This is a genomic window from Variovorax sp. 10L421, assembly GCF_056395365.1.
On record NZ_JBFTJJ010000028.1, the window covers coordinates 26,759 to 52,712 of the forward strand.

A 25,954-nucleotide genomic window follows, 5' to 3' on the forward strand; every position below is an offset into this window, starting at 1 on the left:
CGCCCCAAGGGAGGCGCCCCCCTCTGGGGGGAGCACCGCAGGTGCTCGGGGGGTCATAGAAGAATACGGCGATAGTCCGCGAGCACCTGGCCCAGGTAGGCGTTGAAACGCGCAGCCAGGGCGCCGTCGATCACGCGGTGGTCGTACGACAGCGACATCGGCAGCGTCAGGCGCGGCACGAACTGCTTGCCGTCCCACACCGGCTTCATCTGGCCCTTCGAGAGGCCGAGGATGGCCACTTCGGGAGCGTTGATGATCGGCGTGAAGTGCGTGCCGCCGATGCCGCCCAGCGAGCTGATCGAGAAGCAGCCGCCCTGCATGTCGGCCGAGCCGAGCTTGCCGTCGCGCGCCTTCTTGGCGAGCTCGCCCATCTCGGCGCTGATCTGCAGGATGCCCTTCTTGTCGGCATCCTTGAGCACCGGCACCACGAGGCCGTTGGGCGTGTCCGCCGCGAAGCCGATGTTGTAGTACTGCTTGTAGACGAGCTGGTCGCCGTCCAGGCTGGTGTTGAACTCGGGGAACTTCTTCAGCGCCGCGACCACCGCCTTGATGACGAAGGCCAGCATCGTGACCTTCACGCCCGATTTCTCGTTCTCCTTGTTGGTGGAGACGCGGAAGGCCTCGAGCTCGGTAATGTCGGCTTCGTCGTTGTTGGTGACGTGCGGGATCATCACCCAGTTGCGGTGCAGGTTCGCGCCGCTGAGCTTCTTGATGCGCGACAGGTCCTTGCGCTCGACCGTGCCGAACTTCGTGAAGTCGACCTTGGGCCATGGGATCAGGCCCAGCGCGGCGCCGTCGCCACCACCGGCCGGCGCCTTGGCCGCCGAGGCCTTGGTGCTGGCCTGTCCGCTCATCACGGCCTTGGTGAAGTTCTGGATGTCTTCCTGCGTGATGCGGCCCTTGGGACCGGAGCCCTTGACCTCTTCGAGCGGCACGCCGAGTTCGCGCGCGAACTTGCGCACCGAGGGCGAGGCGTGCGGAAGGCTTGCGCTGGGGGCGACCGTCGGCTGATGAGCCGGAGCAGCGGCGGCAGCAGGCGCCGATGCAGCAGCCGGTGCAGGTGCACTGGCGGTTGCGGTTGCCGGTGCGGCAGCCGCTGCCTGGGTCGGCGCCGGAGCAGCGGCCCCTGCAGCGCCTTCGAGCACCGCGATCAGGTCACCGATGTTGACCGTGTCGCCCACCTTGACCTTGAGTTCCTTGAGCACGCCCGCAGCCGACGACGGAATTTCCATCGAKGCCTTGTCCGACTCCACCGTGATGAGCGACTGCTCGGCCTTGACCRYGTCGCCCACCTTCACGAGCACYTCGATCACSGCGACTTCMTCGAAATCGCCGATGTCSGGCACCTTGACTTCCACTGCTGCCATATCGTTTGTCTCCCGCCCTGAGGCGCCGTTTCGTTCGTTGATTGTTGAGGGTCAGGCGTAGAGCGGGTTGACCTTGTCGACATTGATGCCGTACTTCTTGATCGCTTCCACCACCTTGGCCACCGGCACGGTGCCATCTTCGCTCAGCGCCTTGAGCGCAGCCACCACGATGTAGTGGCGGTTGATCTCGAAGTGCTCGCGCAGCTTGTTTCGGAAGTCGCTGCGGCCGAAGCCGTCGGTGCCCAGCACCTTGTAGTTGCGGCCCTTCGGGATGAAGGGGCGAATCTGCTCGGCGTAGGCCTTCATGTAGTCGGTCGAGGCGACCACCGGGCCGGTGGTGGGCGCAAGCTGCTCGGCCACGAAGGGCACGCGCGGCGTCTGGTCCGGGTGCAGCAGGTTCCAGCGGTCGGCGTCCTGGCCGTCACGCGTGAGCTCATTGAAGCTCGGGCAGCTCCACACGGAAGCCGACACGCCCCAGTCCTTTTCGAGCAGCTCTTGCGCGGCAAAGCTTTCGCGCAGGATGGTGCCGCTGCCCAGCAGTTGCACGGTCGGTGCCTTGGCCTTGAGCGCAGGGCCCTGCTTCGACAGGTACATGCCCTTGATGATCTGCTCTTCGGTACCGGGCTGGAGGCCGGGCATCGCGTAGTTCTCGTTGAGCAGCGTCAGGTAGTAGTAGACGTTGTCCTGCTTCTCGACCATGCGCTTCAGGCCATGGTGCAGGATCACGCCGACTTCGTGCGCGAAGGTCGGGTCGTAGCTCACGCAGTTCGGGATGGTGTTGGCCAGGATGTGGCTGTGGCCGTCTTCGTGCTGCAGGCCTTCGCCGTTCAGCGTGGTGCGTCCCGAGGTACCGCCCAGCAGGAAGCCGCGGGCCTGCATGTCGCCGGCCGCCCAGGCGAGGTCGCCGATGCGCTGGAAGCCGAACATCGAGTAGTACACATAGAACGGCACCATGATGCGGTTGTTCGTGCTGTACGACGTGGCCGCCGCGATCCAGCTCGACATGCCGCCGGCTTCGTTGATGCCTTCCTGCAGGATCTGGCCGGCCTTGTCTTCCTTGTAGTACATGACCTGGTCTTTATCGACCGGGGTGTACTGCTGACCGTGCGGGTTGTAGATGCCGATCTGGCGGAACAAGCCTTCCATGCCGAAGGTGCGTGCCTCGTCCACCAGGATGGGCACGACGCGCGGGCCCAGCGCCTTGTCGCGCAGCAGCTGCGTGAGGAAGCGCACGTAGGCCTGCGTGGTCGAGATCTCGCGGCCTTCGGCCGTGGGCTCGATCACCGACTTGAAGGTGTCGAGCGAGGGCACCGTGAAGCTCTCGTCGGCCTTGGCGCGGCGATGCGGCAGGTAGCCGCCGAGCGCCTTGCGGCGCTCGTGCAGGTAGCGCATTTCCGGCGTGTCGTCGGCCGGCTTGTAGAACGGCAGCTCGGCGATCTGGCTGTCGGGAATCGGAATGTTGAAGCGGTCGCGGAAGGCCTTGATGTCTTCGTCGCCGAGCTTCTTGGTCTGGTGGACCGTGTTCTTGCCTTCGCCGATCTTGCCCATGCCGAAGCCCTTGACGGTCTTGACGAGCAGCACCGTGGGCTGGCCCTTGTGGTTCTGGGCGGCATGGAAGGCGGCGTACACCTTCTGCGAGTCGTGGCCGCCGCGCTGCAGGCTCCAGACCTCGTCGTCGGTCATGTGCTCGACCATCTTCAGCGTGCGCGGGTCGCGGCCGAAGAAGTTCTTGCGCACGTAGGCACCGTCGTTGGCCTTCATGGCCTGGTAGTCGCCGTCGTTGCACTCCATCATGATCTTGCGCAGCGCGCCGTCATGGTCCTTTTCGAGCAGGGCGTCCCAGCCCTTGCCCCAGATCAGCTTGACGACGTTCCAGTTGGCACCGCGGAATTCGCCTTCCAGTTCCTGGATGATCTTGCCGTTGCCGCGCACCGGACCGTCCAGGCGCTGCAGGTTGCAGTTGATGACGAAGATCAGGTTGTCGAGGTTCTCGCGCGCCGCCAGGCCGATCGCGCCAAGCGATTCCACCTCGTCCATTTCACCGTCGCCACAGAACACCCAGACCTTGCGGTTCTCGGTGTTGGCGATGCCGCGTGCATGCAGGTACTTGAGGAAGCGCGCCTGGTAGATCGCCATCAGCGGCCCCAGGCCCATCGAGACGGTCGGGAACTGCCAGAACTCCGGCATCAGCTTGGGGTGCGGGTAGCTCGACAGGCCCTTGCCGTCTACTTCCTGGCGGAAGTTGAGCAGCTGCTCTTCGGAGAGGCGGCCTTCGAGGTAGGCGCGGGCATAAATGCCGGGCGAAACGTGGCCCTGGATGTAGAGCAGGTCGCCGCCGTGGTTCTCGCTCTCGGCGTGCCAGAAGTGGTTGAAGCCGGCGCCGAACATGCTGGCCAGCGAGGCGAAGGAGCCGATGTGGCCGCCGAGGTCGCCGCCTTCGGGCGGGTGGATGCGGTTGGCCTTGACCACCATCGCCATGGCATTCCAGCGCATGTAGGCACGCAGGCGTTGTTCGATCTCGAGGTTGCCGGGGCTGCGGGCCTCCTGCGAGGGCTCGATGGTGTTGACGTAGCCCGTGTTGGCCGAGAACGGCATGTCGACCGTGTTCTGGCGGGCATGTTCGAGCAGTTGCTCGAGAAGGAAGTGGGCCCGCTCCGGACCCTCGCTCTGGATGACGGAGGACAGTGCATCCATCCATTCACGGGTCTCCTGGGCGTCCGCATCGTTTGCGGCCGAGCCGAACAGGTTCTCGGGATTTGCCGACATGCTTGTCTCTCCTTTTAGGGCTGTGGCTGTAATTTAAGTGCGCTGTGCAGCGAACGCGGCGGAGTTTCGCATAGAAACATCGAGATTTCAAATAGTGCGTAGCAATTTCTTAATGTGATATTCTCAGTTCGCGTTTGCCCTGCGCAAAACCGCGCGCAAGCCCGGGCCGACGTTGCTTTGCCGTCGTTTCCGAAGGGCTTCACCTAAACTCGGACCATGCCCTTTTCCTCTCCGCTGGCGGTTGCCCGCAGTGCCGTGAATGCCTCGCCCCTGTCCTGGTGGCGCAGGTGGTGGCGCCGGCAGACACCGGTGCTGCAGGACGCAGTCGCCATGCTCGCGCCGATGGCGGCCGTGCTGTTGTTTCTTGCCGCCATCGTGTCCGCCTTCTGGTACCTGCGCACCGAGGAAGTCGAGCGCGAGCAGGAGTCGGTGCGCCGCGACGTCGAATACGCACAGCAGCGCATGCGCCTGCGGCTTTTGGAACGGCAGGAGCAGTTGATGCGCATCGCACGCGACGCTTCCAACCGCGAGATCGACCCGGTCGAATTCACCAGCCGAGCCGAGTCGCTGGTGAGCCAGTTCCCCGAGCTGCAGACCATCACCTGGATCGACGACCGCCGCCGCTTCAAGGCCGGCTATGCGGCGCCCAGCGTGCACCCGGCCCAGCAGCACCTGATCGGCGACGTGCTGCGTCCCGGCGACATCGAGAGCAACTATGCGCTGGCCCGCGAGCTGCGCCAGCCGGTGTATTCGCAGCCCGTGGCCGGAGGCGACCCCCCTGCGATGCTGCAGCTGCACATCCCCCTTTTCGATCAAGGACTGTTCGCGGGCGTCGTGCTTGGCGAGTTCTCGGTCGACGGGCTGCTGCGCTACGGCATGCCGTCCGAAGTACAGGCGCGCTATGCGGTGTCGCTGCTCGACGCCAAGGGCCACGCGATCGCGGGCAAYACCACCACCCTGAAGGAAGGCGGCACGCGCCTGCTGCCCTGGACCGAGCGGACCAACGAATACGAAGTGCCGGTGTCCCCGGTGGGCAATGCTCTGGTGCTGCGGGCGCAGGCCTACCGCACCTCGCAGGGCGTGGTCGGCAACGGGCTGTTCTGGCTGGTCTGCGCGCTCAGCGTGCTCACGAGCTGGATGCTCATCGGCACCTGGCGGCACACGCGGCGGCGGCTGCAGGCACAGCAGCGGCTGGTCGCAGAAACCAATTTCCGCCGCGCCATGGAGAACTCCATGCTGACCGGCATGCGCGTGCTCGACCTGCAGGGCCGCATCACCTACGTGAACGCCGCCTTCTGCGCGATGACCGGATGGAGCGAGGCCGAGCTCGTCGGCCAGTCGCCGCCCTTCCCCTACTGGCTCGAATCCGACCGCGAAGTGATGAACGAGCGCCTGGAAGAAGAGCTGCATGGCCGTGCCCTGCCCGGCGGCTTCCAGGTGCGCGTGAAGCGCAAGAACGGCAGCGTGTTCAACGCCCGGCTCTACGTGTCGCCGCTGATCGACGCGCGCGGCCACCAGACCGGCTGGATGACGTCGATGACCGACATCACCGAGCCCACGCGCATCCGCGAGCAGTTGTCGGCTTCGTACGAACGCTTCACCACCGTGCTGGAAGCGCTCGATGCGGCCGTGTCGGTGGCCCCCATCGGCAGCGAGGAACTGCTGTTCGCCAACAAGCTGTACCGGCTCTGGTTCGGCTCCGACACCGTGGGCCATCTGGGCATGGTCGCGCAGGCAGGTGTGCCAGCCTCGAATGCGCACGACGAAGGCCTCGACGACGTCGATCCGTACGCGGGCCTGCCGATCGACACGCTCACCGCGGCGCAGGCGGCCAACAACGAAATCTTCGTGCCGCACCTCGGCAAATGGCTCGAAGTGCGTTCGCGCTACCTGACATGGGTCGACGGCCGCCTCGCGCAGCTGGTGATCGCCACCGACATCACGCCGCGCCGCGACGCCGAGGAGCAGGCCGCCGCTCAGGCCGACAAGGCCCAGGCTGCGAGCCGACTCATCACGATGGGCGAGATGGCCTCCAGCGTGGCCCACGAGCTCAACCAGCCGCTGACCGCCATCACCAACTACTGCAACGGGATGATGTCGCGCATCAAGGGCCAATCGATCGACAACGACGCGCTGCTCGCCGCGCTCGAGAAAACGTCGAAGCAGGCCCAGCGCGCCGGCCAGATCATCCAGCGCATCCGCTCTTTCGTGAAGCGCAGCGAACCCAACCGCACGCCGGCCGACGTGGCCACCATGGTGAGCGAGGCGGTCGAGCTGGCAGGCATCGAGCTGCGCCGGCGCAACGTGCGCCTGAACCACTACGTGGCCGCGCGGCTGCCGGTGGTGCGCGTCGACCCGATCCTCATCGAGCAGGTGATGGTCAACCTGCTGAAGAACGCGGCCGAATCCATCGACATCGCCGAGCGCCCGCTGGCGCGCCGCAGCGTCGAGCTGCGCGTGCTGCCCAAGGTCATCGAAGGCCACAACGCCATCGAGTTCTCGGTGCAGGACACGGGCAAGGGGCTCGCTCCGGAAGTGATGGACCGGCTCTACGAAGCCTTCTTCTCCACCAAGCCCGAGGGCATGGGCATCGGGCTCAATCTGTGCCGCACCATCGTCGAGTCGCACCGCGGCCGGATGCAGGCGGAGAACATCTACAATGGCCCGGATGTGATCGGATGCCGTTTTTCCTTCTGGATTCCGGTGTTGGACGCTATCAGTTCCGTAGCTAGCGACGAGGCAAAGGTACCTGCATGAGTTTGATTCCGAAGAAGGGCACGGTCTATGTCGTCGACGACGACGAAGCCGTACGCGATTCGCTGCAATGGCTGCTCGAGGGCAAGGACTACAGAGTCCGCTGTTTCGATTCCGCCGAATCCTTTCTCTCCCGATACGACCCGCGCGAAGTCGCCTGTTTGATCGTCGACATCCGCATGGCCGGCATGACCGGCCTCGAACTGCAGGATCGCCTGATCGAACGCCGCTCCCCGCTGCCGATCGTGGTCATCACCGGCCACGGCGACGTGCCGATGGCGGTCGACAGCATGAAGAAGGGCGCGATGGATTTCATCCAGAAGCCCTTCAACGACGAAGAGCTCGTCACGCTGGTCGAGCGCATGCTCGAACATGCGCGCGGCGCCTTCACGCAGCACCAGCAGTCGGCCAGCCGCGATGCGCTGCTGTCCAAGCTCACGGGCCGCGAGGCGCAGGTGCTCGAACGCATCGTCGCCGGCCGCCTGAACAAGCAGATCGCGGACGACCTCGGCATCAGCATCAAGACGGTCGAGGCGCATCGCGCCAACATCATGGAAAAGCTCAATGCCAATACTGTGGCCGATCTGCTCAAGATAGCGCTCGGGCAAGCGGCCCCCACGGCCAAGGCCTCCTGAGCCGCAGCTATCCCGCCGATAGCCACGCACCTTCCCCACGCCTGCGCAAGCGGGCGTTTTTACTTGGAAAATCAAAACCGATGACCGCCCAACTGATCGACGGCAACGCCCTCGCCAAAACCATTCGTGCCGAGGTGTCCGGCCGCACCGCCGCGCTGAAGGCGCGCGGCGTGAACCCGGCACTGTCCATCATTTTGGTGGGCAGCGATCCGGCCAGCCAGGTCTACACGAAGCACAAGGTCAACGACAGCACCGAGACCGGCCTGCAGGCCACGCTCGAGACCTACCCCGCCGACCTGAGCGAAGCTGACTTGCTGGCCCGCATCCGCGCCCTCAACGACGACCCGAAGGTGCACGGCATCCTGGTTCAGCTGCCACTGCCCAAGCACATGGACAGCCAGAAAGTCATCGAGACGATCTCGCCCGCCAAGGACGTCGACGGCTTCCACGTCGCCAGCGCCGGCGCGCTGATGACCGGCGCACCCGGCTTCTGGCCCTGCACGCCGCACGGCTGCATGAAGATGCTCGAATCCATCGGCTACGACCTGCGCGGCAAGCACGCGGTGGTCATCGGCCGCAGCAACATCGTCGGCAAGCCGATGGCCATGATGCTGCTGGCCAAGAGCGCCACCGTGACCATCTGCCACAGCGCCACGCAAGACCTCGGCGCCATCACGCGGCAGGCCGACGTGATCGTGGCTGCCGTGGGCAAGCTCGATCTCCTGACGGCCGACATGGTGAAGCCCGGAGCGGTGGTCATCGACGTCGGCATGAACCGCAAGGCCGACGGCAAGCTGGCCGGCGACGTCGATTTCGACAGCGTGAAGGAAGTGGCTGGCTGGATCACCCCCGTGCCGGGCGGCGTCGGCCCGATGACCCGCGCCATGCTCCTCGTCAATACCCTTGAAGCTGCGGAACGCGCCGCCAAGTGATTTCCATGGCCACCACGAACAACCCACTCCTCGACTTCACCGATCTCCCGCTGTTCGATCGCATCAGGCCCGAGCATGTGTCGCCCGCGGTCGACACCCTGCTGGCCGATGCCGAGACCGCGCTGCAGACGGTAACGGCGTCCGAATTCCCGGCCGACTGGAACGCGATCTCCAGGGTGCTCGACGTGGCCTCCGAACGCTTCAGCCGCGCCTGGGGTGCCGTCGGCCACCTCAATGCCGTGGCCGACACGCCGGAGCTGCGCGCTGCCTACAACGAGGCCATGCCGCGCGTCACCGCGTTCTGGACCCGCCTGGGTTCCGACGAGCGCCTGTACGCCAAATACAAGGCCATCGATCCGGCCACGCTCAACCCCGAGCAGCGCCAGGCGCACAAGAACGCCGTGCGCAACTTCGTGCTCGGCGGCGCCGAACTGCAGGGCGACGCCAAGAAGCGTTTCGCCGACATCCAGGAGCGCCAGGCCGAGCTGAGCCAGAAGTTCAGCGAGAACGCACTCGACGCGACCGATGCCTTTGCCTACTACGCCTCGCTGGGCGAGCTCGAGGGCGTGCCTGAGGACGTCGTGAGCGCCGCTCGCACAGCCGCCGAAGCCGAGGGCAAGGAAGGCTACAAGCTCACGCTCAAGATGCCGTGCTACCTGCCGGTGATGCAGTTCGCCAGGAGCAGCGCGCTGCGCGAGAAGCTCTACCGCGCCTACGTCACGCGCGCCAGCGAATTCGGCGATGCCGCCTTCGACAACACGGCGCTCATCACGGAGATCCTCGCGCTGCGCGAGGAAGAAGCGAAGCTGCTGGGCTACAGGAACTACGGCGAGCTGTCCGTCGTGCCGAAGATGGCCGAATCGCCCGAGCAAGTCGTCAAGTTCCTGCGCGATCTCGCCACCAAGGCCAAGCCCTATGGCGAGCGCGACCTGGCCGACCTGCGGGTCTTCGCCTCGGAGCAACTGGGCATCACCGACCCGCAACCCTGGGACTGGAACTACATCGGCGAAAAGCTCAAGGAAGCGCGCTATGCCTTCAGCGAGCAGGAGGTGAAGCAGTACTTCCCCGCGCCGAAGGTCATGGCCGGGCTGTTCAAGATCGTCGAGACGCTGTTCGAGGTGTCGATCCGCCGCGACTCGGCGCCCACGTGGCACCCGAGCGTGGAGTTCTATCGCATCGAGCGCGCCGGCCAGAAGGTCGGCCAGTTCTACCTGGACCCCTCCGCGCGCGCCGCCAAGCGCGGCGGCGCCTGGATGGACGATGTGCGCGCCCGCTGGCTACGCCCCGACAACGGCGTGCTGCAAACGCCGGTTGCGCAGCTGGTGTGCAACTTCGCCAGCGGCGTCGACGGCAAGCCGCCGCTGCTCACGCACGACGACGTGACCACCCTCTTCCACGAGTTCGGCCACGGCCTGCATCACATGCTCACGCAGGTGAACGAGCGCGACGTCTCGGGCATCAGCGGTGTCGAGTGGGACGCGGTCGAGCTGCCGAGCCAGTTCATGGAGAACTTCTGCTGGGAGTGGGACGTGCTCAAGCACATGACCGCCCACGTCGACACCGGCGAGCCGCTGCCGCGCGCGCTGTTCGACAAGATGACGGCCGCCAAGAACTTCCAGAGCGGCCTGCAGACGCTGCGCCAGATCGAATTCTCGCTGTTCGACATGCTGCTGCATACCGAGTACCACGCAGCGGCGGCCAAGCCCGGCGATGTGATGGCGCTGCTCGGCAAGGTGCGCGCCGAGGTGGCCGTGATGCCCTCGCCGCCGTTCAGCCGCACGCCGAATACCTTCAGCCACATCTTCTCGGGCGGCTACGCGGCCGGCTACTACAGCTACAAGTGGGCCGAGGTGCTGAGTGCCGACGCCTACGCGGCCTTCGAGGAAACCGTGGGCGCCGACGGCGAGCCGAACATCGAGACCGGCCGCAAGTACCGCCAGGCCATCCTGGAGGCCGGCGGCAGCCGCAGCGCCATGGATTCTTTCAAGGCCTTCCGCGGCCGCGAGCCCCAGCTTGATGCGCTGCTGCGACATCAGGGCATGGCGGAGCCCCAGCCCGTTTGATGCGGCGCTGAAGCTTGCGATACTCGGGCGATGCATCCGATTCACAAACTCTCACTGCATCGCCTGAGCGGCCTCGCCCTTGCGCTCGTTGCCGCGGGCGCGATGGCACAGCCCATCTACCGCCAGGTCGACAAAAACGGCAAGGTCACCTTTTCAGATCGCGCTCCGACCGCCAGCACCGAAGCGGCTTCGGGGCCGCAGGGCGGCGTCACCACGCCCGCCAATGCGGGCCTGCCGTATGAACTGCGGCAGGTGGCGCAGCGCTACCCCGTCACCCTGTACAGCAGCGACGAATGCGGCCCCTGCAGCACGGCACGCTCGCTGCTTGTCACGCGCGGCATCCCGTTCGAAGAGCGAACCGTCAAGAGCAACGAGGAAGTCCAGGCGCTACAGCGCCTGAGCAGCCAGAGTTCGCTGCCGCTGCTGACCATCGGATCGCAGCAGCTCAAGGGCTTTTCGGATGCCGAGTGGTCGCAGTACCTCGACGCGGCCGGCTATCCCAAGAGCAACAGCCTGCCCGCGGGCTATCGCAACGGCCTGGCGCGGCCACTGATCGCGCAACAGGCAGCACCCGCAACCCGGGCCCCTGCGGCACCGGCTGCGCAGCCCGCGTCGCCGCCTCCCGCCTCGAGCGAACCGACCCCAAGCAACCCGGCCGGCATCAAGTTCTGACCCAGGCCGCGTTCGCGGCCGCGGATCATCGGGCGAACTGCATCGTCTTCACGCCCGTCGGGGTACCCAGCAGGCACACGTCGGCTTTCTGGTGCGCAAAGACGCCCACCGTCACCACGCCAGGCCATTGGCTCACCTCGGACTCGAAGGCCAGCGGATCGGTGATCCGCAGGCCAGTCACGTCCACGATGTGCTGACCGTTGTCGGTAACCAGCGGCAGGCCGTCCTTCTCGCGCACCTGGGCGATGCCACCCATGCTCGCGAACTGGCGCATCACCCGGCGCGCGGCCATCGGAATCACCTCCACGGGCAGCGGAAACGCGCCCAGCGCATCGACCAGTTTGGACGCATCGGCGATGCAGATGAACTTGCGCGACTGCGCCGCCACGATCTTTTCGCGCGTGAGCGCGGCGCCACCGCCCTTCACCATGAAGCCGCGGTGGTCGATTTCGTCAGCGCCGTCGATGTAGACAGCCAGTTCTTCCACCTCGTTGCTGTCGAACACCGGGATGCCCAGTGCGCGCAGGCGCTCGGTCGAGGCTACCGAGCTGGAGACAGCGCCCTTGATCTCGTCCTTGATGGTGGCCAGCGCGTCGATGAACTTGTTCACCGTGGAGCCGGTTCCGACGCCGACGATCTCGCCCTTGACCACGTAGGCCAGCGCGGCAAGGCCGACCTGGGCCTTGAGTTCATCCTGAGAAAGAGGGGTTGGGGTGGCGGGTGCGGTCATCGCGGAGAATCCTTGGCTCATAGAAGTTCAGAATTATCCGATGCCCCTGCTGATGCCCTCTTCGCTCTACGGCCTGGCCCGCCCTTTCCTGTTCGGCTTCGACCCCGAGCACGCCCATGAACTCACGCTGGACGGCCTGGCACGCACCCAGAACACGCCGCTGGCCTGCGCCTATTCGGCACCGCGCGTGAACGACCCGATTCAGCTCGCCGGCCTGCACTTTCCGAACCGCGTGGGCCTGGCGGCCGGGCTTGACAAGAACGCCCGCTGCATCGACGCCTTCGCCGCCATGGGCTTCGGATTCGTCGAAGTCGGCACGGTGACGCCGAAGGCGCAGCCGGGCAACCCCAAGCCTCGCATGTTCCGGCTGCCGCAGCGCGATGCGCTGATCAACCGGCTCGGCTTCAACAACGAAGGACTCGACGCCTTCCTGGCCAATGTGCAGAAGGCGCGTTTCCGCAAGACCGGCAGGGGCACCACGTCGCCGATGCTGCTGGGCCTGAACATCGGCAAGAACGCCGCCACGCCGATCGAGCGCGCGGTGGACGACTACCTGCTCTGCCTCGACGGCGTATACCCGCACGCCGACTACGTGACGATCAACATCTCGAGCCCCAACACCGCCAACCTGCGCACGCTGCAGAGCGATGAGGCGCTCGATGCGCTGCTCGGCGCGGTGGCCGAACGGCGCGAGGCGCTGGCCGCGCGCCACAACAAGCGCTCCCCGCTGTTCGTGAAGATCGCCCCCGATCTCGACGAGGCCCAGGTGGCGGTGATCGCCGCCACGCTGAAGCGCCATGGCATGGACGGCGTGATCGCCACCAACACCACGCTCGCGCGCGATGCGGTCAAGGGCCTGCCGCATGCGGATGAAGCGGGCGGACTGTCGGGTGCGCCGGTGCGCGAGGCCAGCAACCGCGTTGTCGCCCAGTTGCGTGCGGCGCTCGGGTCGGGTTTTCCGATCATCGGGGTCGGCGGCATCCTGAGCGCAGCCGATGCCAAGGCCAAGATCGCCGCGGGTGCGGACGTGGTGCAGATCTACACCGGCCTGATCTACCGCGGCCCTGCGCTGGTGCGCGAAGCCGCCCAGGCGCTGCTGCGGGATCGCAGCCAGGCCTGAGCTTCTTTCTTCGTCTCTTTCAGCGCATGCGCCAGAGTATTGGCGCGATGACCGCGGCCCAACGCAGCAGGCGCTTCGGCCGGATCACCACCACGGCGGCCGCAGCAACGACGCCGGTAGCCACCGGATGCGCACGTGCAATGCGCAGTGCCGCGGCGGCCGCCGATTCGTTGGGCGGAGGCGCTTCGCCCTCGCCTGAACCGCCGACCGGCTGCGCCTGCTCGCGTCCACCCTGCAACGTCGCGATGCGCTCGCGCTGACGCTCCATGCGCGCCAGCAGTTCCTCGCGCGTGGCAGGCCGCGGGGGGCGCGGCGCCTCTTCGTCCTGCTCAGGGTCCTTGCCGAGGCCGAAACGGTCCTGGACCCAGGCCCAGTCGCGTTCGAACTCGCGGCGTGCCGGCACGAAGCTGTTGGATGCGTTGCGCAGCGACAGCAGCAAGCCGATGGCGGCTGCCAGCCAAAGCACGATCCACACCCCCGCCACCGACCATGCGGCCACGATGCGGTGGGGCGTTTCCCAGAAATGAACCACCACCGCCACGGACAGCAGAGCCACCGTGACCGTGGTCAGCCCCAACACGGCCAGACTGAAGACAAGCAACAGCTTGAGGCGCTGCTTCTCGTCCTCCCAGGCCATGCGCAGCAGCTGCACCCGGTCTTCGGCCGCCAGCGCGCCTTCGGCGGCGGCGATGCGCAGCCGGCGAATCCGGGCGTTCAGCCCGAACAGGGACGACAGCCTCATGGGCTGGCTCCGGCCATGTCCGGGCGAACGATGCTGCGGCGGCGAATGCTCAGGTCAGCGGCGGCCAAGCAGCAGGCCCACCAGCACGCCGACAGCCAGTGCAGCACCGGCGATCTGCCATGGTTCGTCATGGGCGTAGGCGTTGGCGGAGTTGGCCGCTTCGCGGGCCTTCTTGGCAGCGAGCTTGCTCTTCTCGGCCGCTAGTTCGCGTGCGATGGCCAGCTTGGTGTCGATGCGCTGGCGCAGCGCCTTGATGTGGGGAACCGAATCCAGGTCCTTGCTTGCCAGCACGCCGCGCACGTCGCTTGCGATGTCTTCGGCCGCTGCTTCAAGATTTTGGGATGCACTCATTGGAATCTTTCCTCCATTGATGACACCGGCACCGCGCCGGCGGCTTTCACGCCAGCGATGGCGTCCTGTCATGTTACAGGCACAAAAGGCCCTCGGGCGCGACAGATGGTCAGACTTTGGTGCGAGATGCGACTTCATTGCGTACTAGCACGCTTCATTCACCCGCCAGCAGGCGCGCGACGTGCCGCCCGATGGCCAGGCTGCTCGTGAGGCCCGGCGACTCGATACCGAAGAGATTGACCAGCCCTTGTATGCCATGCGAATCGGGTCCGTCGATCATGAAGTCCGCCGCCGGCTCGCCCGGGCCCGAGATCTTCGGCCGCATCCCCGCATAGCCCGGAATCAAGGCACCGTCGGGCAGCGCGGGCCAGTACTTGCGCACCTCGGCATAGAAACCGTCGCCGCGCGTCGGGTCCACCACCAGGTCGCCAGGCGAGGACACCCACTGCACGTCGGGCCCGAACTTGGCTTGGCCGCCCAGGTCGATCGTGAGGTGTACGCCCAATCCGCCGGGCTCGGGCACGGGATAGACGAGGCGCCCGAACGGCGCACGCCCCGACAGAGTGAAGTAATTGCCCTTGGCAAAGTGCTCCACGGGCACCGCCGAAGGCGGCAGGCCCCCGAAGCACCGCGCCAACGCAGGGGCACCGAGACCTGCCGCATTGACCACGCTACGGCAACGCAACGCCGTGCCGTCCTCCGCGATCAGGACAACAGCCCCAGCGCCACATTCGGCGCGCGTGATGGACGATTTCAGCGCCAGCATGCCGCCTGCGTTCTCCAGATCGCCGAGCAGGCTCAGCATGAGGGCATGGCTGTCGACAATACCGGTGCTTGGCGAATGCAGCGCCGCGACGCAATGCAACTGCGGCTCCAGCGCACCGGCCTGCTGCGCGGTCAGCATCGCCAGGTCGCCGACACCGTTCGCCGCAGCCTTGACCCGAATGGCATCGAGCTGGTCCGCCTGCCCCGGCGATGTCGCCACGATGAGCTTGCCGCAGCGTCGATGCGGCACACCGCGCTCCGCCGCATAGGCGTACAGCAACTCCTTCCCTTCAACGCAAAGCTTCGCCTTCAGCGAGCCCTGCGGGTAGTAGATGCCTGCATGAATGACTTCGCTGTTGCGCGAACTCGTGCCCGTCCCTATCGCACCTTCGGATTCGAGCACCAGCACCTCCCGCCCGGCGAGCGCCAAGGCGCGCGCCACTGCCAGTCCCACCACACCGGCGCCGATGACGGCGCAATCAATTTCTTCCATCGCGCGAGCTTAGCGCGGCCCGCGCGTGGAATCACTTTACGGAGGGCGGCGGCTCGGGATCGGTGGGTTCGTCGGGTGGTGTGCTCGGCCCTTCGTCGGGCTCGACGGGCAGATCCGGTGTGACAGGTGTCGGAAGGTCGGGATGGGTGGCCATGGTGGCGCTCCTTTCCCATTGGTTCTAGAACTCCGACATGGAAAGTTCAAACGGCCCTTGGCTGCACTTGCCGTCGGTGCGGACCGACAGCTCATGTGCCGCACGCCGGGCATGCCGCAGAACCCGACCTGTTCGGCGCGCAGTGGATCCAGAAGAAAACGCGCAACAAAAAAGCGACCTGGAAATCCAGGTCGCTTTTTGATTTGGTGGGCGGTGGAGGTTTCGAACCTCCGACCCCAGCAGTGTGAATGCTGTGCTCTACCCCTGAGCTAACCGCCCGAAACGCTGCTGTTTGCCTTCAGCGTCTTGAAAACGTATCGCGTTGTGCGAAGCCTCAGATTATGCCATAGCTTTTCAGCCGTTTTCCCGAAACAGCGTGCGACCGCCACTCGATTTGTCGAGTTGCACCAACACCGCCTCGTGCGCGGTCAGTTCGTGCTCGGCCGCCATGATCACCGGCAGCTCGAACTGGCTCAGGTCGATGGCCACCACGGTTGTACCTTGCGCGGGCTCGTTCGAGGCCACGTCGATCAGCAGCGCATCCTGACCGCGCGTGAGGTTGATGTACACGTCCGCCAGCAGCTGCGCGTCGAGCTTGGCGCCGTGGAAGGTGCGGTTGGAGCGGTCGACGCCGAAACGGTCGCACAGCGCATCCAGCGAATTGCGCTTGCCGGGGTAGACCTGCTTGGCCATTGCCAGCGTGTCGGTCACTTCGCTGACGAAGGTGCGCAGCGCCGGCAATCCGGCGCGCTCGAACTCCTTGTTGAGAAAGCCGACGTCGAAGGCCGCGTTGTGGATGATCAGCTCGGCATCGCGCAGGTATTCAACGATGTCGTTGGCCAGCGTCGCGAACTTCGGCTTGTCGCGCAGGAAGTCGGTCGTCAGGCCGTGAACCTTCAACGCGTCTTCATGGCTCTCGCGCTCGGGGTTGAAGTAGATGTGCAGGTCGTTGCCGGTGAGCTTGCGGGCGAAGAGCTCCACGCAGCCGAGCTCGATGATGCGGTCGCCGTTCTCGGCGGAAAGGCCGGTGGTTTCGGTGTCGAGGACGATCTGGCGCGACATGCGGTGGCTCTTTCAGTGATTCTCTTTGGCGTGGTTGATCGAGTACTTGGGAATCTCGATCGTCACATTTTCCTGCGCCAGGATCGACTGGCAACTCAGGCGCGACTGCGGCTCCAGGCCCCAGGCACGGTCGAGCAGGTCTTCCTCGCCCTCTTCTGCCTCATTGAGCGAATTGAAGCCCTCCCGCACGATCACGTGGCAGGTGGTGCACGCGCAGCTCATCTCGCACGCGTGCTCGATGTTGATGTCGTTGTCGAGCAGGGCCTCGCAGATCGAGGTGCCGGCCGGCGCGGTGATCTCGGCGCCTTGCGGGCAGTATTCGGGATGCGGATAGATCTTGATCGTGGGCATGTTGTTGTTCTAGAGAGATTCGACCTTGCGCCCGGCAAGCGCGCGCGCAATGCCCGCGTTCATGCGCTGGGCGGCGAAGGCCTCGGTGTCATCGGCCAGCTTCTTGGTGGCCGCGTCGATGGCGGCGGCCTCGTTACTGCCCTTGGCGGCCTCGCGCAACTGCGCCATCGATGCGTCGATGACCGCGCGCTCCTCGACGCTGAGCAGGTCGCCGTCGGCATCGAGCGCGCTCTGCGTGGCCAGCAGCATGCGGTCGGCATCGACGCGTGCTTCCACGAGTGCGCGGGTCTGCATGTCCTGCTGCGCGGTGGAAAAGCTTTCCTGCAGCATGGTCGCGATCTGGTCGTCCGACAGGCCGTACGACGGCTTGACCGCCACGCTGGCTTCAACGCCGCTGCCCTGCTCCTTCGCGCTCACGCTGAGCAGGCCGTCGGCATCGACCGTGAAGGTCACACGGATGCGCGCCGCGCCGGCCACCATCGGCGGAATGCCGCGCAGCGTGAAGCGCGCGAGGCTGCGGCAGTCGGACACGAGGTCGCGCTCGCCCTGCACCACGTGCAGCGCCAACGCGGTCTGGCCATCCTGATACGTCGTGAAGTCCTGCGCCATCGCGGTCGGGATGGTCTGGTTGCGCGGCACGATGCGCTCGACCAGCCCTCCCATGGTCTCGATGCCGAGCGACAGCGGGATCACGTCGAGCAACAGCAGCTCGCCCGCACCGTTGTTGCCGGCCAACTGGTTGGCCTGGATGGCAGCACCGAGAGCCACGACCTCGTCGGGATTCAGGTTGACCAGCGGTTCGCGGCCGAAGAAATCGGCAACGGCGCGCCGGACCTGCGGCATGCGGGTGGACCCGCCGACCAGCACGATGCCTTTCAGGTCGTCGGGCTTGAGCTTCGCGTCGCGCAGCGCCTTGCGCACGGCGGCGATGGTGCGGTCGGTGAGCGACTGGGTGGCGGTGTAGAACTGCTCGCGCGTCAGCTCGAGGCTGGCGGCTGCGCCTGCCACTTCCGCGCGGAATACGGTGGATTCCGAATCGGTCAGCGCCTCTTTCGCGGCCCGCGCGGCAACCAGCAACGCCGCCTTGTCGGCATCGCTGTCGGCGTGCAGGCCCGTCTGGGCAAGCACCAAGCCGGCCAGAGCATGGTCATAGTCGTCACCGCCGAGGGCGGAGTCGCCACCCGTGGCAATCACCTCGAACACGCCCTGAGTGAGCCGCAGGATCGAAATATCGAATGTGCCGCCGCCCAGGTCGTAAACCGCGTAGACGCCTTCGCTCGCGTTGTCCAGTCCATATGCGATCGCCGCGGCGGTAGGCTCGCTGATCAGTCGCAGCACGTTGAGGCCGGCCAGCTGCGCGGCGTCCTTGGTCGCCTGGCGCTGGCCTTCGTCGAAATACGCCGGCACGGTGATGACGGCGCCGTAGAGCTCGTCGTCGAAGGTGTCTTCGGCGCGAAAGCGCAGCGTGGCCAGGATTTCGGCGCTGATTTCGACGGGCGACTTCTCGCCGGCCGAGGTGTGCACCTTCACCATGCCGCCATCGTCGCCGCCGATGCGGTACGACATGGCGTCACGGTTCGCGATGTCGGCGAGGCCGCGGCCCATGAGCCGCTTGACCGAGGTGATGGTGTTGGCGGGGTCCTGCGCGCGCGCGGCCGCTGCATCGAAGCCGATCTGGCGGCGATCGCCTTCAAGGTAGCGCACCGCTGAAGGCAGCAGCACGCGGCCTTTGTCGTCGGGCAGGCATTCGGCCACGCCGTTGCGCACCGCGGCGACCAGCGAATGGGTGGTGCCAAGGTCGATGCCCACGGCGATGCGGCGCTGATGCGGGTCGGGCGCCTGGCCGGGTTCGGAAATCTGAAGAAGAGCCATGCCCTTATTGTCCCAATTGATCGAATTTGGCTTCGACGTCCTGTCCGAAGCGCTCAATGAACATGAGGGCTCTCACCTGCTGCGCGGCGGCGGGGTAGTCGCCTTTTTCGTCGATCAGCCAGTCGAGGGACGAGAGTGCGCGTGCGCGAGCAGCTTCGACCTCGGCCAGCAACTTGTCGAGCGCGGCGGTGCTGTCGATGTCGTCCAGCGCCTCGCGCCACTCCATCTGCTGCATCAGGAATTCCGCCGGCATCGCCGTGTTGTTCTCGGTGTTCAGCGGCGCATCGTGCAATTCGCAGATGTAGCTGGCACGGCGGATCGGGTCCTTGAGCCGCTGGTAGGCCTCGTTGATGCGCACCGACCATTGCATGGCCACGCGCTGCGCCGCGGCGCCCTGCGCGGCAAAGCGGTCCGGGTGAACCTCGCGCTGCAGTTCTTTCCAGCGCGCGTCGAGCGCGGCGCGGTCCTGCGCGAAAGTCGCCGGGACGGCAAACAGTTGAAAGTCGGTGTCGTTCAGGTTCATCAGACTGCCTGCCGGGCCGCCCCAAAGGCGGTCTGCGCCCCCTCGGGGGGCAGTGAGGACACAAAGTACCGAACGTGGGGGCTCATATGGATCAAGAAAAAACCGCCAGCACATGACATGGTGGCGGCTGTGGTCGCGCTCAGCGACGACGCATCAAATGCGAAAGCTTTCCCCGCAACCGCAGCGATCACGCTCGTTCGGGTTGATGAACTTGAAGCCTTCGTTCAGGCCTTCGCGCACGAAGTCGAGCTGCGTACCGTCGATGTAGGCCAGGCTCTTCGGGTCGACCAGCACCTTCACGCCGTGGTCTTCGAACACCACGTCTTCAGGCGTGAACTCGTCCACGTACTCGAGCTTGTAGGCCAGGCCCGAGCAGCCCGTGGTCTTCACGCCCAGCCGCACGCCCACGCCCTTGCCTCGCTTGCCGAGGTAGCGGGTGACGTGTCGCGCAGCGGCTTCGGTCAGCGTAACGGCCATGTCAGTGGACGGCTTCGGCAGCGGACTCGGCGGTCTTGACGCCGTGCTTGGCCTTGTAGTCGCTCACGGCGGCCTTGATCGCGTCTTCGGCCAGGATGGAGCAGTGGATCTTCACGGGCGGCAGCGCCAGCTCTTCGGCGATCTGCGCGTTCTTCAGCGCAGCCGCTTCGTCGAGTGTCTTGCCCTTGACCCATTCGGTCACGAGCGACGACGAGGCAATGGCCGAGCCGCAGCCGTAGGTCTTGAAGCGTGCGTCTTCGATCACACCGGTTTCGGGGTTGACCTTGATCTGCAGCTTCATCACGTCGCCGCAGGCCGGTGCGCCGACCATGCCGGTGCCGACCGAATCGTCGCCCTTTTCGAAGGAGCCGACGTTGCGGGGATTTTCGTAGTGGTCGATGACCTTGGAAGAATATGCCATGGTGTACCTCTCAAACTTTGTTCAATCGTGGAGCCTTGGGCTGCCCTGTATCAGTGGGCCGACCACTGGATCGTGCTGATGTCGACGCCGTCCTGGAACATCTCCCACAGGGGGCTCAGCTCGCGCAGCTTGGCAACGTTGTGCTTGATGGTCGAAATGGCGTAGTCGATTTCTTCCTCGGTCGTGAAACGGCCGATGGTCATGCGCAGGCTGCTGTGGGCCAGCTCGTCGCTGCGGCCCAGGGCGCGCAGCACGTAGCTGGGCTCGAGGCTGGCCGAGGTGCAGGCCGAACCCGACGACACCGCCAGGCCCTTGATGCCCATGATCAGCGACTCGCCTTCGACGTAGTTGAAGCTCATGTTCAGGTTGTGCGGCACGCGGTGCTCGAGGTCGCCGTTGATGAACACCTGTTCGACGTCCTTCAGGCCGTCGAGCAGGCGCTTTTGCAGGCTGCGTGCATGGGCGATGTCGTCCTTCATCTCGAGCTTGGCGATGCGATAGGCCTCGCCCATGCCGACGATCTGGTGCGTGGGCAGGGTGCCCGAGCGCATGCCGCGCTCGTGGCCGCCGCCGTGCATTTGCGCCTCGAGGCGGATGCGCGGCTTGCGGCGCACGTACAACGCGCCGATGCCCTTGGGGCCGTAGGTCTTGTGCGAAGCGAGGCTCATCAGGTCGATGGGCAGCTTCGTGATGTCGATCTCGACCTTGCCGGTGGCCTGGGCCGAATCGACGTGAAAGATCACGCCCTTTTCGCGGCAGGCATTGCCGAGCGCGACCACGTCCTGGATCACGCCGATCTCGTTGTTCACGAACAGCACGCTGGCCAGGATGGTGTCGGGACGAATGGCCGCCTTGAACTTCTCGAGGTCGACGAGGCCGTTTTCCTCGACGTCGAGGTAGGTGACCTCGAAGCCCTGGCGCTCCAGTTCACGCATGGTATCGAGCACGGCCTTGTGCTCGGTCTTCAGCGTGATCAGGTGCTTGCCCTTGCCCTTGTAGAAATGGGCCGCACCCTTGAGCGCGAGATTGATCGACTCGGTCGCACCCGAGGTCCACACGATTTCGCGGGGATCTGCGTTGATCAGCTCAGCCACTTGGCCGCGCGCTTTCTCGACCGCCTCTTCAGCCTCCCAACCCCAGGCATGGCTGCGCGATGCCGGATTGCCGAAGTGTTCGCGCAACCAGGGAATCATGGCGTCGACCACACGCGGGTCGACCGGCGTGGTGGCGCCGTAATCGAGATAGATCGGGAAATGAGGAGTTACGTCCATGGCTGGCTCGTGCTGGCGGGGGGTTGTTTCTTGATCTGGGCTGCTCGTGCCGGCGCCCGGAGGCGCCGCCGGAAATCAGGTCTCAGGACTTGGCGAAGGCGTTGCCGAGGGCGAACACCGAATTCGGCGCATTCACGCGAATCGGCTTGACCACCGGCTGCGCCGAGATGGCACGCTTGACGACCGGCTTGTTCTCGATCTGCACGCCCTTGGCGATCTGGTCGTCGACCAGCTTCTGCAAGGTGACGGAATCAAGGAACTCGACCATGCGCTGGTTCAGCGAGGCCCAGAGTTCGTGCGTCATGCAGCGGCCGGCTTCGCCCAGGCAGTTTTCCTTGCCGCCGCACTGGGTGGCATCGATAGGCTCATCGACGGAAACAATGATGTCGGCCACGGTGATATCCGCAGCCTTGCGACCGAGGCTGTAGCCGCCGCCGGGGCCGCGGGTCGACTCGACCAGCTCGTGGCGGCGCAGCTTGCCGAACAGCTGCTCGAGGTACGACAGCGAAATCTGCTGCCGCTGGCTGATCGCAGCCAGCGTGACCGGACCGGTGTTCTGACGCAACGCCAGATCGATCATTGCTGTGACCGCAAAACGGCCTTTGGTAGTGAGACGCATCGCAAGCTCCTTCAAGTGCTTACCGTTGAAATGACACCGTGGTCTGGACCGCGGTGACTTCGTCTCCGCCCTGTCCGATCCCTGACGCTGGTGAACCAGCCGGTGGGAGTCGGTCCTTCATCGCGAAGTTCTTTTTTTGTTGTTGAGTATTTCGGTCAAGTATAGCAGAAGGCCCTGAACCGCGCTGGGGTAAACCCCAGCGCGGTTCGCTTGAAGAATGCGAACCTCCGAACTAGCGCCGTTCGCCTACTGCGGCAGGATCGCGATGTTGTCGCCGCCCGACGCCCCGAATGCCTGCTCCCGCAGCAGCGCCAGTTGGTCGCGCACCCGGGCCGCCTTCTCGAATTCGAGGTTGCGGGCGTGTTCCAGCATCTGCTTTTCAAGCCGCTTGATTTCCCGGGCGACGTCCTTCTCGCTCATGTCCTCGACCTTGGCGCGTTCCAGGTCGAGCTTGGCCATTTCCTTGCCGGTCTTCTCGCTGTAGACGCCGTCGATCAGGTCGCGCACCTGCTTGACGATGCTGCGCGGCGTAATGCCATTGGCTTCGTTGTGGGCGATCTGCCTGGCGCGGCGGCGCTCGGTTTCGTCGATGGCCTTCTTCATCGAATCGGTCATCCGGTCGGCGTACAGGATGGCCTTGCCATTCAGGTTCCGCGCAGCCCGTCCAATGGTCTGGATCAGCGACCGTTCGGCGCGCAGGAAGCCCTCCTTGTCGGCATCGAGGATCGCCACCAGCGAAACCTCGGGAATGTCGAGCCCCTCGCGCAGCAGGTTGATGCCCACCAGCACGTCGAAAGTGCCCAGGCGCAGATCGCGCAGGATTTCCACCCGCTCGACGGTGTCCACGTCGCTGTGCAGGTAGCGCACCTTCACGCCGTTGTCGCCCAGGTAATCGGTCAGCTGCTCGGCCATGCGCTTGGTCAGCGTGGTGATGAGCACGCGCTCGTTCTTCTCGACGCGGATGCGGATCTCGCCCAGCACGTCGTCCACCTGGTGCGTGGCGGGCCGCACCTCGACTTCGGGGTCGATCAGCCCGGTGGGCCTGACCAGCTGTTCGACCACGTTGCCGGCATGGTCCTTCTCGTACTGCGCCGGCGTGGCCGAGACGAAGATGCACTGGCGCATGCGGGTCTCGAACTCCTCGAGCTTGAGCGGGCGGTTGTCCAGCGCGCTCGGCAGGCGAAAACCATATTCGACCAGCGTGGTCTTGCGCGCCCGGTCGCCGTTGTACATGCCGCCGAGCTGGCCGATCATCTGGTGGCTCTCGTCGAGGAACATCAGCGCGTCCTTCGGCAGATAGTCGGTCAGCGTGGCCGGCGGCTCACCCGGCGCAGCGCCCGAGAGGTGGCGGGTGTAGTTCTCGATGCCCTTGCAGTGGCCGATTTCGGCGAGCATCTCGAGGTCGAAGCGGGTGCGCTGCTCCAGCCGCTGCGCCTCGACCAGCTTGCCCGCGCCCACCAGTTCCTTGAGCCGTTCGCCCAGCTCGATCTTGATGGTTTCCACCGCCGCCATGACCTTGTCGCGCGGCGTCACGTAGTGGCTCGACGGATACACGGTGAAGCGCGGCACCTTCTGCCGGATGCGCCCCGTCAGCGGGTCGAAGAGCTGCAGCGACTCGATCTCGTCGTCGAACAGTTCGAAGCGGATCGCCAGTTCGCTGTGCTCGGCCGGAAACACGTCGATGGTGTCGCCTCGCACGCGGAAGGTGCCCCGGGCGAAGTCCTGCTCGTTGCGCAGGTACTGCATGCGGATCAGCCGCGAGATCAGGTCGCGCTGGCCGACCTTGTCGCCGACGCGGGCAATCAGCCGCATCTCCATGTAGTCCTCGGGCGTGCCGATGCCGTAGATGGCGCTTACCGTGGCCACGATCACCGTGTCGCGCCGCTCCAGCACGCTCTTGGTGGCCGACAGCCGCATCTGCTCGATGTGCTCGTTGATGGACGAGTCTTTCTCGATGAACAGGTCGCGCTGCGGCACGTAGGCCTCGGGCTGGTAGTAGTCGTAGTAGCTGACGAAGTACTCGACGGCGTTCTTCGGGAAGAACTCGCGGAATTCGCTGTAGAGCTGCGCCGCCAGCGTCTTGTTGGGCGCGAACACGATGGCCGGGCGGCCCAGCCGGGCGATCACGTTGGCCATGGTGTAGGTCTTGCCCGAACCGGTCACGCCCAGCAGGGTCTGGAACACCTCGCCGTCGATCACGCCCTCGACCAGCCCCTCGATGGCCGTCGGCTGGTCGCCGGCCGGCGGATAGGGCTGGAAAAGCTCGAAGGGCGAGCCCGGATAGCGGACGAATTCCCCCTGTTTCGCCGGGCCGATCGGGTCCAGTTTCTTCAGGTCTGCTATGGCTTCGTTGTTCTCTGGCATGGCTGTTCCCGACAGGTGGCGCTCGCGCCGGTAAAATTCAAGGCAACCGGAAAGGATAAAGCCTCCTCCGGTTGCAGCGCAGCTTTCATCCCAAAGGACCTTTCCATGTCTATGTTCACCGCGGTCGAAATGGCACCGCGCGACCCGATCCTCGGCCTCAACGAGCAATTTGCAGCCGATACCAACCCCAGCAAGGTCAATCTCGGCGTCGGCGTCTATTACGACGACAACGGCAAACTGCCCCTGCTCCAGTGCGTGCAGGCGGCCGAGCAGAACATGATGAAAGCGCCCACGGCGCGCGGTTATCTCCCGATCGACGGCATTGCCGCGTACGACAACGCCGTGAAGGCGCTGGTCTTCGGCGCCGACAGCGAACCCGTCACCTCGGGCCGCGTCGCCACCATCCAGGCCATCGGCGGCACCGGCGGCCTGAAGGTCGGCGCCGACTTCCTGAAGAGGCTCAACCCCAACGCCAAGGTGCTGATCAGCGACCCGAGCTGGGAAAACCACCGCGCGCTGTTCACCAACGCGGGCTTCGAAGTCGAAAGCTACCCCTACTACGACGCAGCCACGCGCGGCATCAACTTCGACGGCATGCTGGCCGCCCTGAACGCGGCGCCGGCCGGCACCATCGTCGTGCTGCATGCCTGCTGCCACAACCCGACCGGCTACGACATCACCTCGGCCCAGTGGGACCAGGTGGTCGCCGCCGTCAAGGCCAAGGGCCTCGTGCCCTTCCTCGACATGGCCTACCAGGGCTTCGGCTACGGCCTGAAGGAAGACGGCGCGGCCGTCGCCAAGTTCGTCGATGCCGGCCTGACCTTCTTCGTGTCGACCTCGTTTTCGAAGAGCTTCAGCCTGTACGGCGAACGCGTGGGTGCCCTGTCGGTGCTGTGCGAAAGCAAGGAAGAAGCGGGCCGCGTGCTGTCGCAGCTCAAGATCGCCATCCGCACCAACTACAGCAACCCGCCCACGCACGGCGGCGCCGTGGTGGCTGCAGTGCTCAACAACGCCGAGCTGCGCGCCCTCTGGGAAAAGGAACTCGGCGAGATGCGCGTGCGCATCAAGGCCATGCGCCAGAAGCTGGTCGACGGCCTCAAGGCTGCAGGCGTGAAACAGGACATGAGCTTCATCACCACGCAGATCGGCATGTTCAGCTACTCGGGCCTGACCAAGGACCAGATGGTGCGCCTGCGCAACGAGTTCGGCGTGTACGGCACCGACACCGGTCGCATGTGCGTGGCCGCGCTCAACAGCAAGAACATCGACTACGTCTGCGCGTCGATTGCCAAGGTCATCTGACGGTCAGCTAGATGTGAGGGAATTCGTTTCACGACAATTCCTTCACATTTGGTGAAAAATGGTCCCGGTGGGGGATCTACGTAGGGGTAAGGCCCCTGCACCTTGCCGACGGCGCTGATATATTGCACCGCAACATTCCACTCCAACA

At 65.3% G+C, this 25,954-nt stretch carries 23 protein-coding genes and 1 tRNA gene; 7 read left to right on the top strand and 17 right to left on the bottom strand.

Annotated features, from left to right (window positions below; all coding sequences use genetic code 11):
* Positions 1-53: 53 nt before the first annotated feature.
* Together aceF and aceE are read right to left on the bottom strand one after the other, a co-directional pair.
* Positions 54-1,409 carry a dihydrolipoyllysine-residue acetyltransferase gene (aceF, locus tag AC1DFC_RS25500; RefSeq protein ID WP_478180236.1) on the bottom strand — a complete coding sequence of 452 codons (1,356 nt, stop codon included), beginning with the start codon at positions 1,407-1,409 and terminating at the stop codon, positions 54-56.
* Positions 1,410-1,418: 9 nt separating this feature from the next.
* Positions 1,419-4,133, bottom strand: coding sequence for a pyruvate dehydrogenase (acetyl-transferring), homodimeric type (gene aceE, locus AC1DFC_RS25505; protein WP_007828218.1), 2,715 nt, complete (start codon positions 4,131-4,133; stop codon positions 1,419-1,421).
* Positions 4,134-4,349: 216 nt separating this feature from the next.
* Between aceE and AC1DFC_RS25510 the strand changes: the two genes are divergently transcribed.
* The 5 genes from AC1DFC_RS25510 (at position 4,350) to AC1DFC_RS25530 (ending at position 11,189) form a co-directional block, all read left to right on the top strand.
* A complete protein-coding gene (locus tag AC1DFC_RS25510) occupies positions 4,350-6,890 on the top strand; it encodes a PAS domain-containing sensor histidine kinase (RefSeq protein ID WP_413314670.1) in 2,541 nt (846 codons plus the stop codon).
* Complete coding sequence (locus AC1DFC_RS25515) at positions 6,887-7,522, top strand: response regulator transcription factor (protein ID WP_007828214.1); 636 nt, start codon at positions 6,887-6,889, stop codon at positions 7,520-7,522. Before AC1DFC_RS25510 ends, AC1DFC_RS25515 begins: the two co-directional genes overlap by 4 nt.
* Before the next feature lie 80 nt (positions 7,523-7,602).
* On the top strand, positions 7,603-8,454 hold the full coding sequence (gene folD / locus AC1DFC_RS25520; RefSeq protein ID WP_007828211.1) for a bifunctional methylenetetrahydrofolate dehydrogenase/methenyltetrahydrofolate cyclohydrolase FolD: 852 nt from the start codon (positions 7,603-7,605) through the stop codon (positions 8,452-8,454).
* Positions 8,455-8,459: 5 nt separating this feature from the next.
* Complete coding sequence (locus AC1DFC_RS25525; protein WP_007828209.1) at positions 8,460-10,517, top strand: M3 family metallopeptidase; 2,058 nt, start codon at positions 8,460-8,462, stop codon at positions 10,515-10,517.
* A gap of 30 nt (positions 10,518-10,547) precedes the next feature.
* Positions 10,548-11,189: a glutaredoxin family protein gene (locus AC1DFC_RS25530; RefSeq protein WP_007828208.1), complete on the top strand. Its 642-nt coding sequence runs from the start codon at positions 10,548-10,550 to the stop codon at positions 11,187-11,189.
* Between the two features lie 25 nt (positions 11,190-11,214).
* Here the strand turns inward: AC1DFC_RS25530 and rpiA are convergent, their stop codons facing one another.
* Complete coding sequence (gene rpiA, locus AC1DFC_RS25535; RefSeq protein ID WP_007828206.1) at positions 11,215-11,919, bottom strand: ribose-5-phosphate isomerase RpiA; 705 nt, start codon at positions 11,917-11,919, stop codon at positions 11,215-11,217.
* 40 nt (positions 11,920-11,959) lie between these two features.
* Between rpiA and AC1DFC_RS25540 the strand changes: the two genes are divergently transcribed.
* Positions 11,960-13,039 (top strand): quinone-dependent dihydroorotate dehydrogenase, encoded by a 1,080-nt coding sequence (locus tag AC1DFC_RS25540; RefSeq protein WP_478180228.1) that lies wholly within the window; start codon positions 11,960-11,962, stop codon positions 13,037-13,039.
* Positions 13,040-13,058: 19 nt separating this feature from the next.
* Here the strand turns inward: AC1DFC_RS25540 and AC1DFC_RS25545 are convergent, their stop codons facing one another.
* From AC1DFC_RS25545 to uvrB, 14 genes are all read right to left on the bottom strand, one after another.
* On the bottom strand, positions 13,059-13,781 hold the full coding sequence (locus AC1DFC_RS25545) for a phage holin family protein (RefSeq protein WP_007828202.1): 723 nt from the start codon (positions 13,779-13,781) through the stop codon (positions 13,059-13,061).
* 54 nt (positions 13,782-13,835) lie between these two features.
* Entirely contained in the window at positions 13,836-14,132 is a 297-nt protein-coding gene (locus tag AC1DFC_RS25550; protein WP_007828200.1) for a glycine zipper domain-containing protein, read from the bottom strand.
* A gap of 154 nt (positions 14,133-14,286) precedes the next feature.
* Complete coding sequence (locus tag AC1DFC_RS25555) at positions 14,287-15,390, bottom strand: NAD(P)/FAD-dependent oxidoreductase (protein WP_478180229.1); 1,104 nt, start codon at positions 15,388-15,390, stop codon at positions 14,287-14,289.
* A gap of 31 nt (positions 15,391-15,421) precedes the next feature.
* Positions 15,422-15,544 carry a hypothetical protein gene (locus AC1DFC_RS25560; protein ID WP_007828195.1) on the bottom strand — a complete coding sequence of 41 codons (123 nt, stop codon included), beginning with the start codon at positions 15,542-15,544 and terminating at the stop codon, positions 15,422-15,424.
* A gap of 204 nt (positions 15,545-15,748) precedes the next feature.
* Positions 15,749-15,823 (bottom strand) — tRNA-Val (locus AC1DFC_RS25565).
* Positions 15,824-15,898: 75 nt separating this feature from the next.
* Positions 15,899-16,606: a DNA polymerase III subunit epsilon gene (gene dnaQ / locus AC1DFC_RS25570; RefSeq protein WP_007828194.1), complete on the bottom strand. Its 708-nt coding sequence runs from the start codon at positions 16,604-16,606 to the stop codon at positions 15,899-15,901.
* A gap of 12 nt (positions 16,607-16,618) precedes the next feature.
* Positions 16,619-16,957 carry an ISC system 2Fe-2S type ferredoxin gene (gene fdx / locus AC1DFC_RS25575; RefSeq protein WP_007828193.1) on the bottom strand — a complete coding sequence of 113 codons (339 nt, stop codon included), beginning with the start codon at positions 16,955-16,957 and terminating at the stop codon, positions 16,619-16,621.
* A gap of 9 nt (positions 16,958-16,966) precedes the next feature.
* Positions 16,967-18,829, bottom strand: coding sequence for a Fe-S protein assembly chaperone HscA (hscA, locus tag AC1DFC_RS25580; RefSeq protein ID WP_478180230.1), 1,863 nt, complete (start codon positions 18,827-18,829; stop codon positions 16,967-16,969).
* Positions 18,830-18,833: 4 nt separating this feature from the next.
* Complete coding sequence (gene hscB / locus AC1DFC_RS25585; protein ID WP_007828191.1) at positions 18,834-19,352, bottom strand: Fe-S protein assembly co-chaperone HscB; 519 nt, start codon at positions 19,350-19,352, stop codon at positions 18,834-18,836.
* A 153-nt stretch (positions 19,353-19,505) separates the two neighbouring features.
* On the bottom strand, positions 19,506-19,829 hold the full coding sequence (gene iscA / locus AC1DFC_RS25590; protein WP_007828190.1) for an iron-sulfur cluster assembly protein IscA: 324 nt from the start codon (positions 19,827-19,829) through the stop codon (positions 19,506-19,508).
* A 1-nt stretch (position 19,830) separates the two neighbouring features.
* Entirely contained in the window at positions 19,831-20,250 is a 420-nt protein-coding gene (gene iscU / locus AC1DFC_RS25595; RefSeq protein ID WP_007828189.1) for a Fe-S cluster assembly scaffold IscU, read from the bottom strand.
* 50 nt (positions 20,251-20,300) lie between these two features.
* On the bottom strand, positions 20,301-21,521 hold the full coding sequence (locus tag AC1DFC_RS25600) for an IscS subfamily cysteine desulfurase (protein WP_007828187.1): 1,221 nt from the start codon (positions 21,519-21,521) through the stop codon (positions 20,301-20,303).
* 82 nt (positions 21,522-21,603) lie between these two features.
* A complete protein-coding gene (iscR, locus tag AC1DFC_RS25605; protein WP_007828186.1) occupies positions 21,604-22,140 on the bottom strand; it encodes a Fe-S cluster assembly transcriptional regulator IscR in 537 nt (178 codons plus the stop codon).
* Between the two features lie 246 nt (positions 22,141-22,386).
* A complete protein-coding gene (uvrB, locus tag AC1DFC_RS25610) occupies positions 22,387-24,504 on the bottom strand; it encodes an excinuclease ABC subunit UvrB (RefSeq protein WP_478180231.1) in 2,118 nt (705 codons plus the stop codon).
* 105 nt (positions 24,505-24,609) lie between these two features.
* On the opposite strand from uvrB, the gene AC1DFC_RS25615 reads away from it, so the two are divergent.
* Entirely contained in the window at positions 24,610-25,806 is a 1,197-nt protein-coding gene (locus tag AC1DFC_RS25615; RefSeq protein WP_413335808.1) for an amino acid aminotransferase, read from the top strand.
* Positions 25,807-25,954: the final 148 nt, after the last annotated feature.

Excerpts from the sequence above, each read along its gene's own strand:
- rpiA (WP_007828206.1), bottom strand. The coding sequence starts at position 11,919 with ATGACCGCACCCGCCACCCCAACCCCTCTTTCTCAGGATGAACTCAAG.
- iscA (WP_007828190.1), bottom strand. The coding sequence starts at position 19,829 with ATGGCCGTTACGCTGACCGAAGCCGCTGCGCGACACGTCACCCGCTAC.
- iscU (WP_007828189.1), bottom strand. The coding sequence starts at position 20,250 with ATGGCATATTCTTCCAAGGTCATCGACCACTACGAAAATCCCCGCAAC.
- AC1DFC_RS25515 (WP_007828214.1), top strand. The coding sequence starts at position 6,887 with ATGAGTTTGATTCCGAAGAAGGGCACGGTCTATGTCGTCGACGACGAC.
- aceE (WP_007828218.1), bottom strand. The coding sequence starts at position 4,133 with ATGTCGGCAAATCCCGAGAACCTGTTCGGCTCGGCCGCAAACGATGCG.
- hscB (WP_007828191.1), bottom strand. The coding sequence starts at position 19,352 with ATGAACCTGAACGACACCGACTTTCAACTGTTTGCCGTCCCGGCGACT.
- AC1DFC_RS25530 (WP_007828208.1), top strand. The coding sequence starts at position 10,548 with ATGCATCCGATTCACAAACTCTCACTGCATCGCCTGAGCGGCCTCGCC.
- AC1DFC_RS25545 (WP_007828202.1), bottom strand. The coding sequence starts at position 13,781 with ATGAGGCTGTCGTCCCTGTTCGGGCTGAACGCCCGGATTCGCCGGCTG.
- dnaQ (WP_007828194.1), bottom strand. The coding sequence starts at position 16,606 with ATGTCGCGCCAGATCGTCCTCGACACCGAAACCACCGGCCTTTCCGCC.
- AC1DFC_RS25560 (WP_007828195.1), bottom strand. The coding sequence starts at position 15,544 with ATGGCCACCCATCCCGACCTTCCGACACCTGTCACACCGGATCTGCCC.
- uvrB (WP_478180231.1), bottom strand. The coding sequence starts at position 24,504 with ATGCCAGAGAACAACGAAGCCATAGCAGACCTGAAGAAACTGGACCCG.
- AC1DFC_RS25615 (WP_413335808.1), top strand. The coding sequence starts at position 24,610 with ATGTCTATGTTCACCGCGGTCGAAATGGCACCGCGCGACCCGATCCTC.
- fdx (WP_007828193.1), bottom strand. The coding sequence starts at position 16,957 with ATGCCCACGATCAAGATCTATCCGCATCCCGAATACTGCCCGCAAGGC.
- iscR (WP_007828186.1), bottom strand. The coding sequence starts at position 22,140 with ATGCGTCTCACTACCAAAGGCCGTTTTGCGGTCACAGCAATGATCGAT.
- AC1DFC_RS25525 (WP_007828209.1), top strand. The coding sequence starts at position 8,460 with ATGGCCACCACGAACAACCCACTCCTCGACTTCACCGATCTCCCGCTG.
- hscA (WP_478180230.1), bottom strand. The coding sequence starts at position 18,829 with ATGGCTCTTCTTCAGATTTCCGAACCCGGCCAGGCGCCCGACCCGCAT.
- AC1DFC_RS25600 (WP_007828187.1), bottom strand. The coding sequence starts at position 21,521 with ATGGACGTAACTCCTCATTTCCCGATCTATCTCGATTACGGCGCCACC.
- AC1DFC_RS25550 (WP_007828200.1), bottom strand. The coding sequence starts at position 14,132 with ATGAGTGCATCCCAAAATCTTGAAGCAGCGGCCGAAGACATCGCAAGC.
- folD (WP_007828211.1), top strand. The coding sequence starts at position 7,603 with ATGACCGCCCAACTGATCGACGGCAACGCCCTCGCCAAAACCATTCGT.
- AC1DFC_RS25555 (WP_478180229.1), bottom strand. The coding sequence starts at position 15,390 with ATGGAAGAAATTGATTGCGCCGTCATCGGCGCCGGTGTGGTGGGACTG.
- AC1DFC_RS25540 (WP_478180228.1), top strand. The coding sequence starts at position 11,960 with ATGCCCCTGCTGATGCCCTCTTCGCTCTACGGCCTGGCCCGCCCTTTC.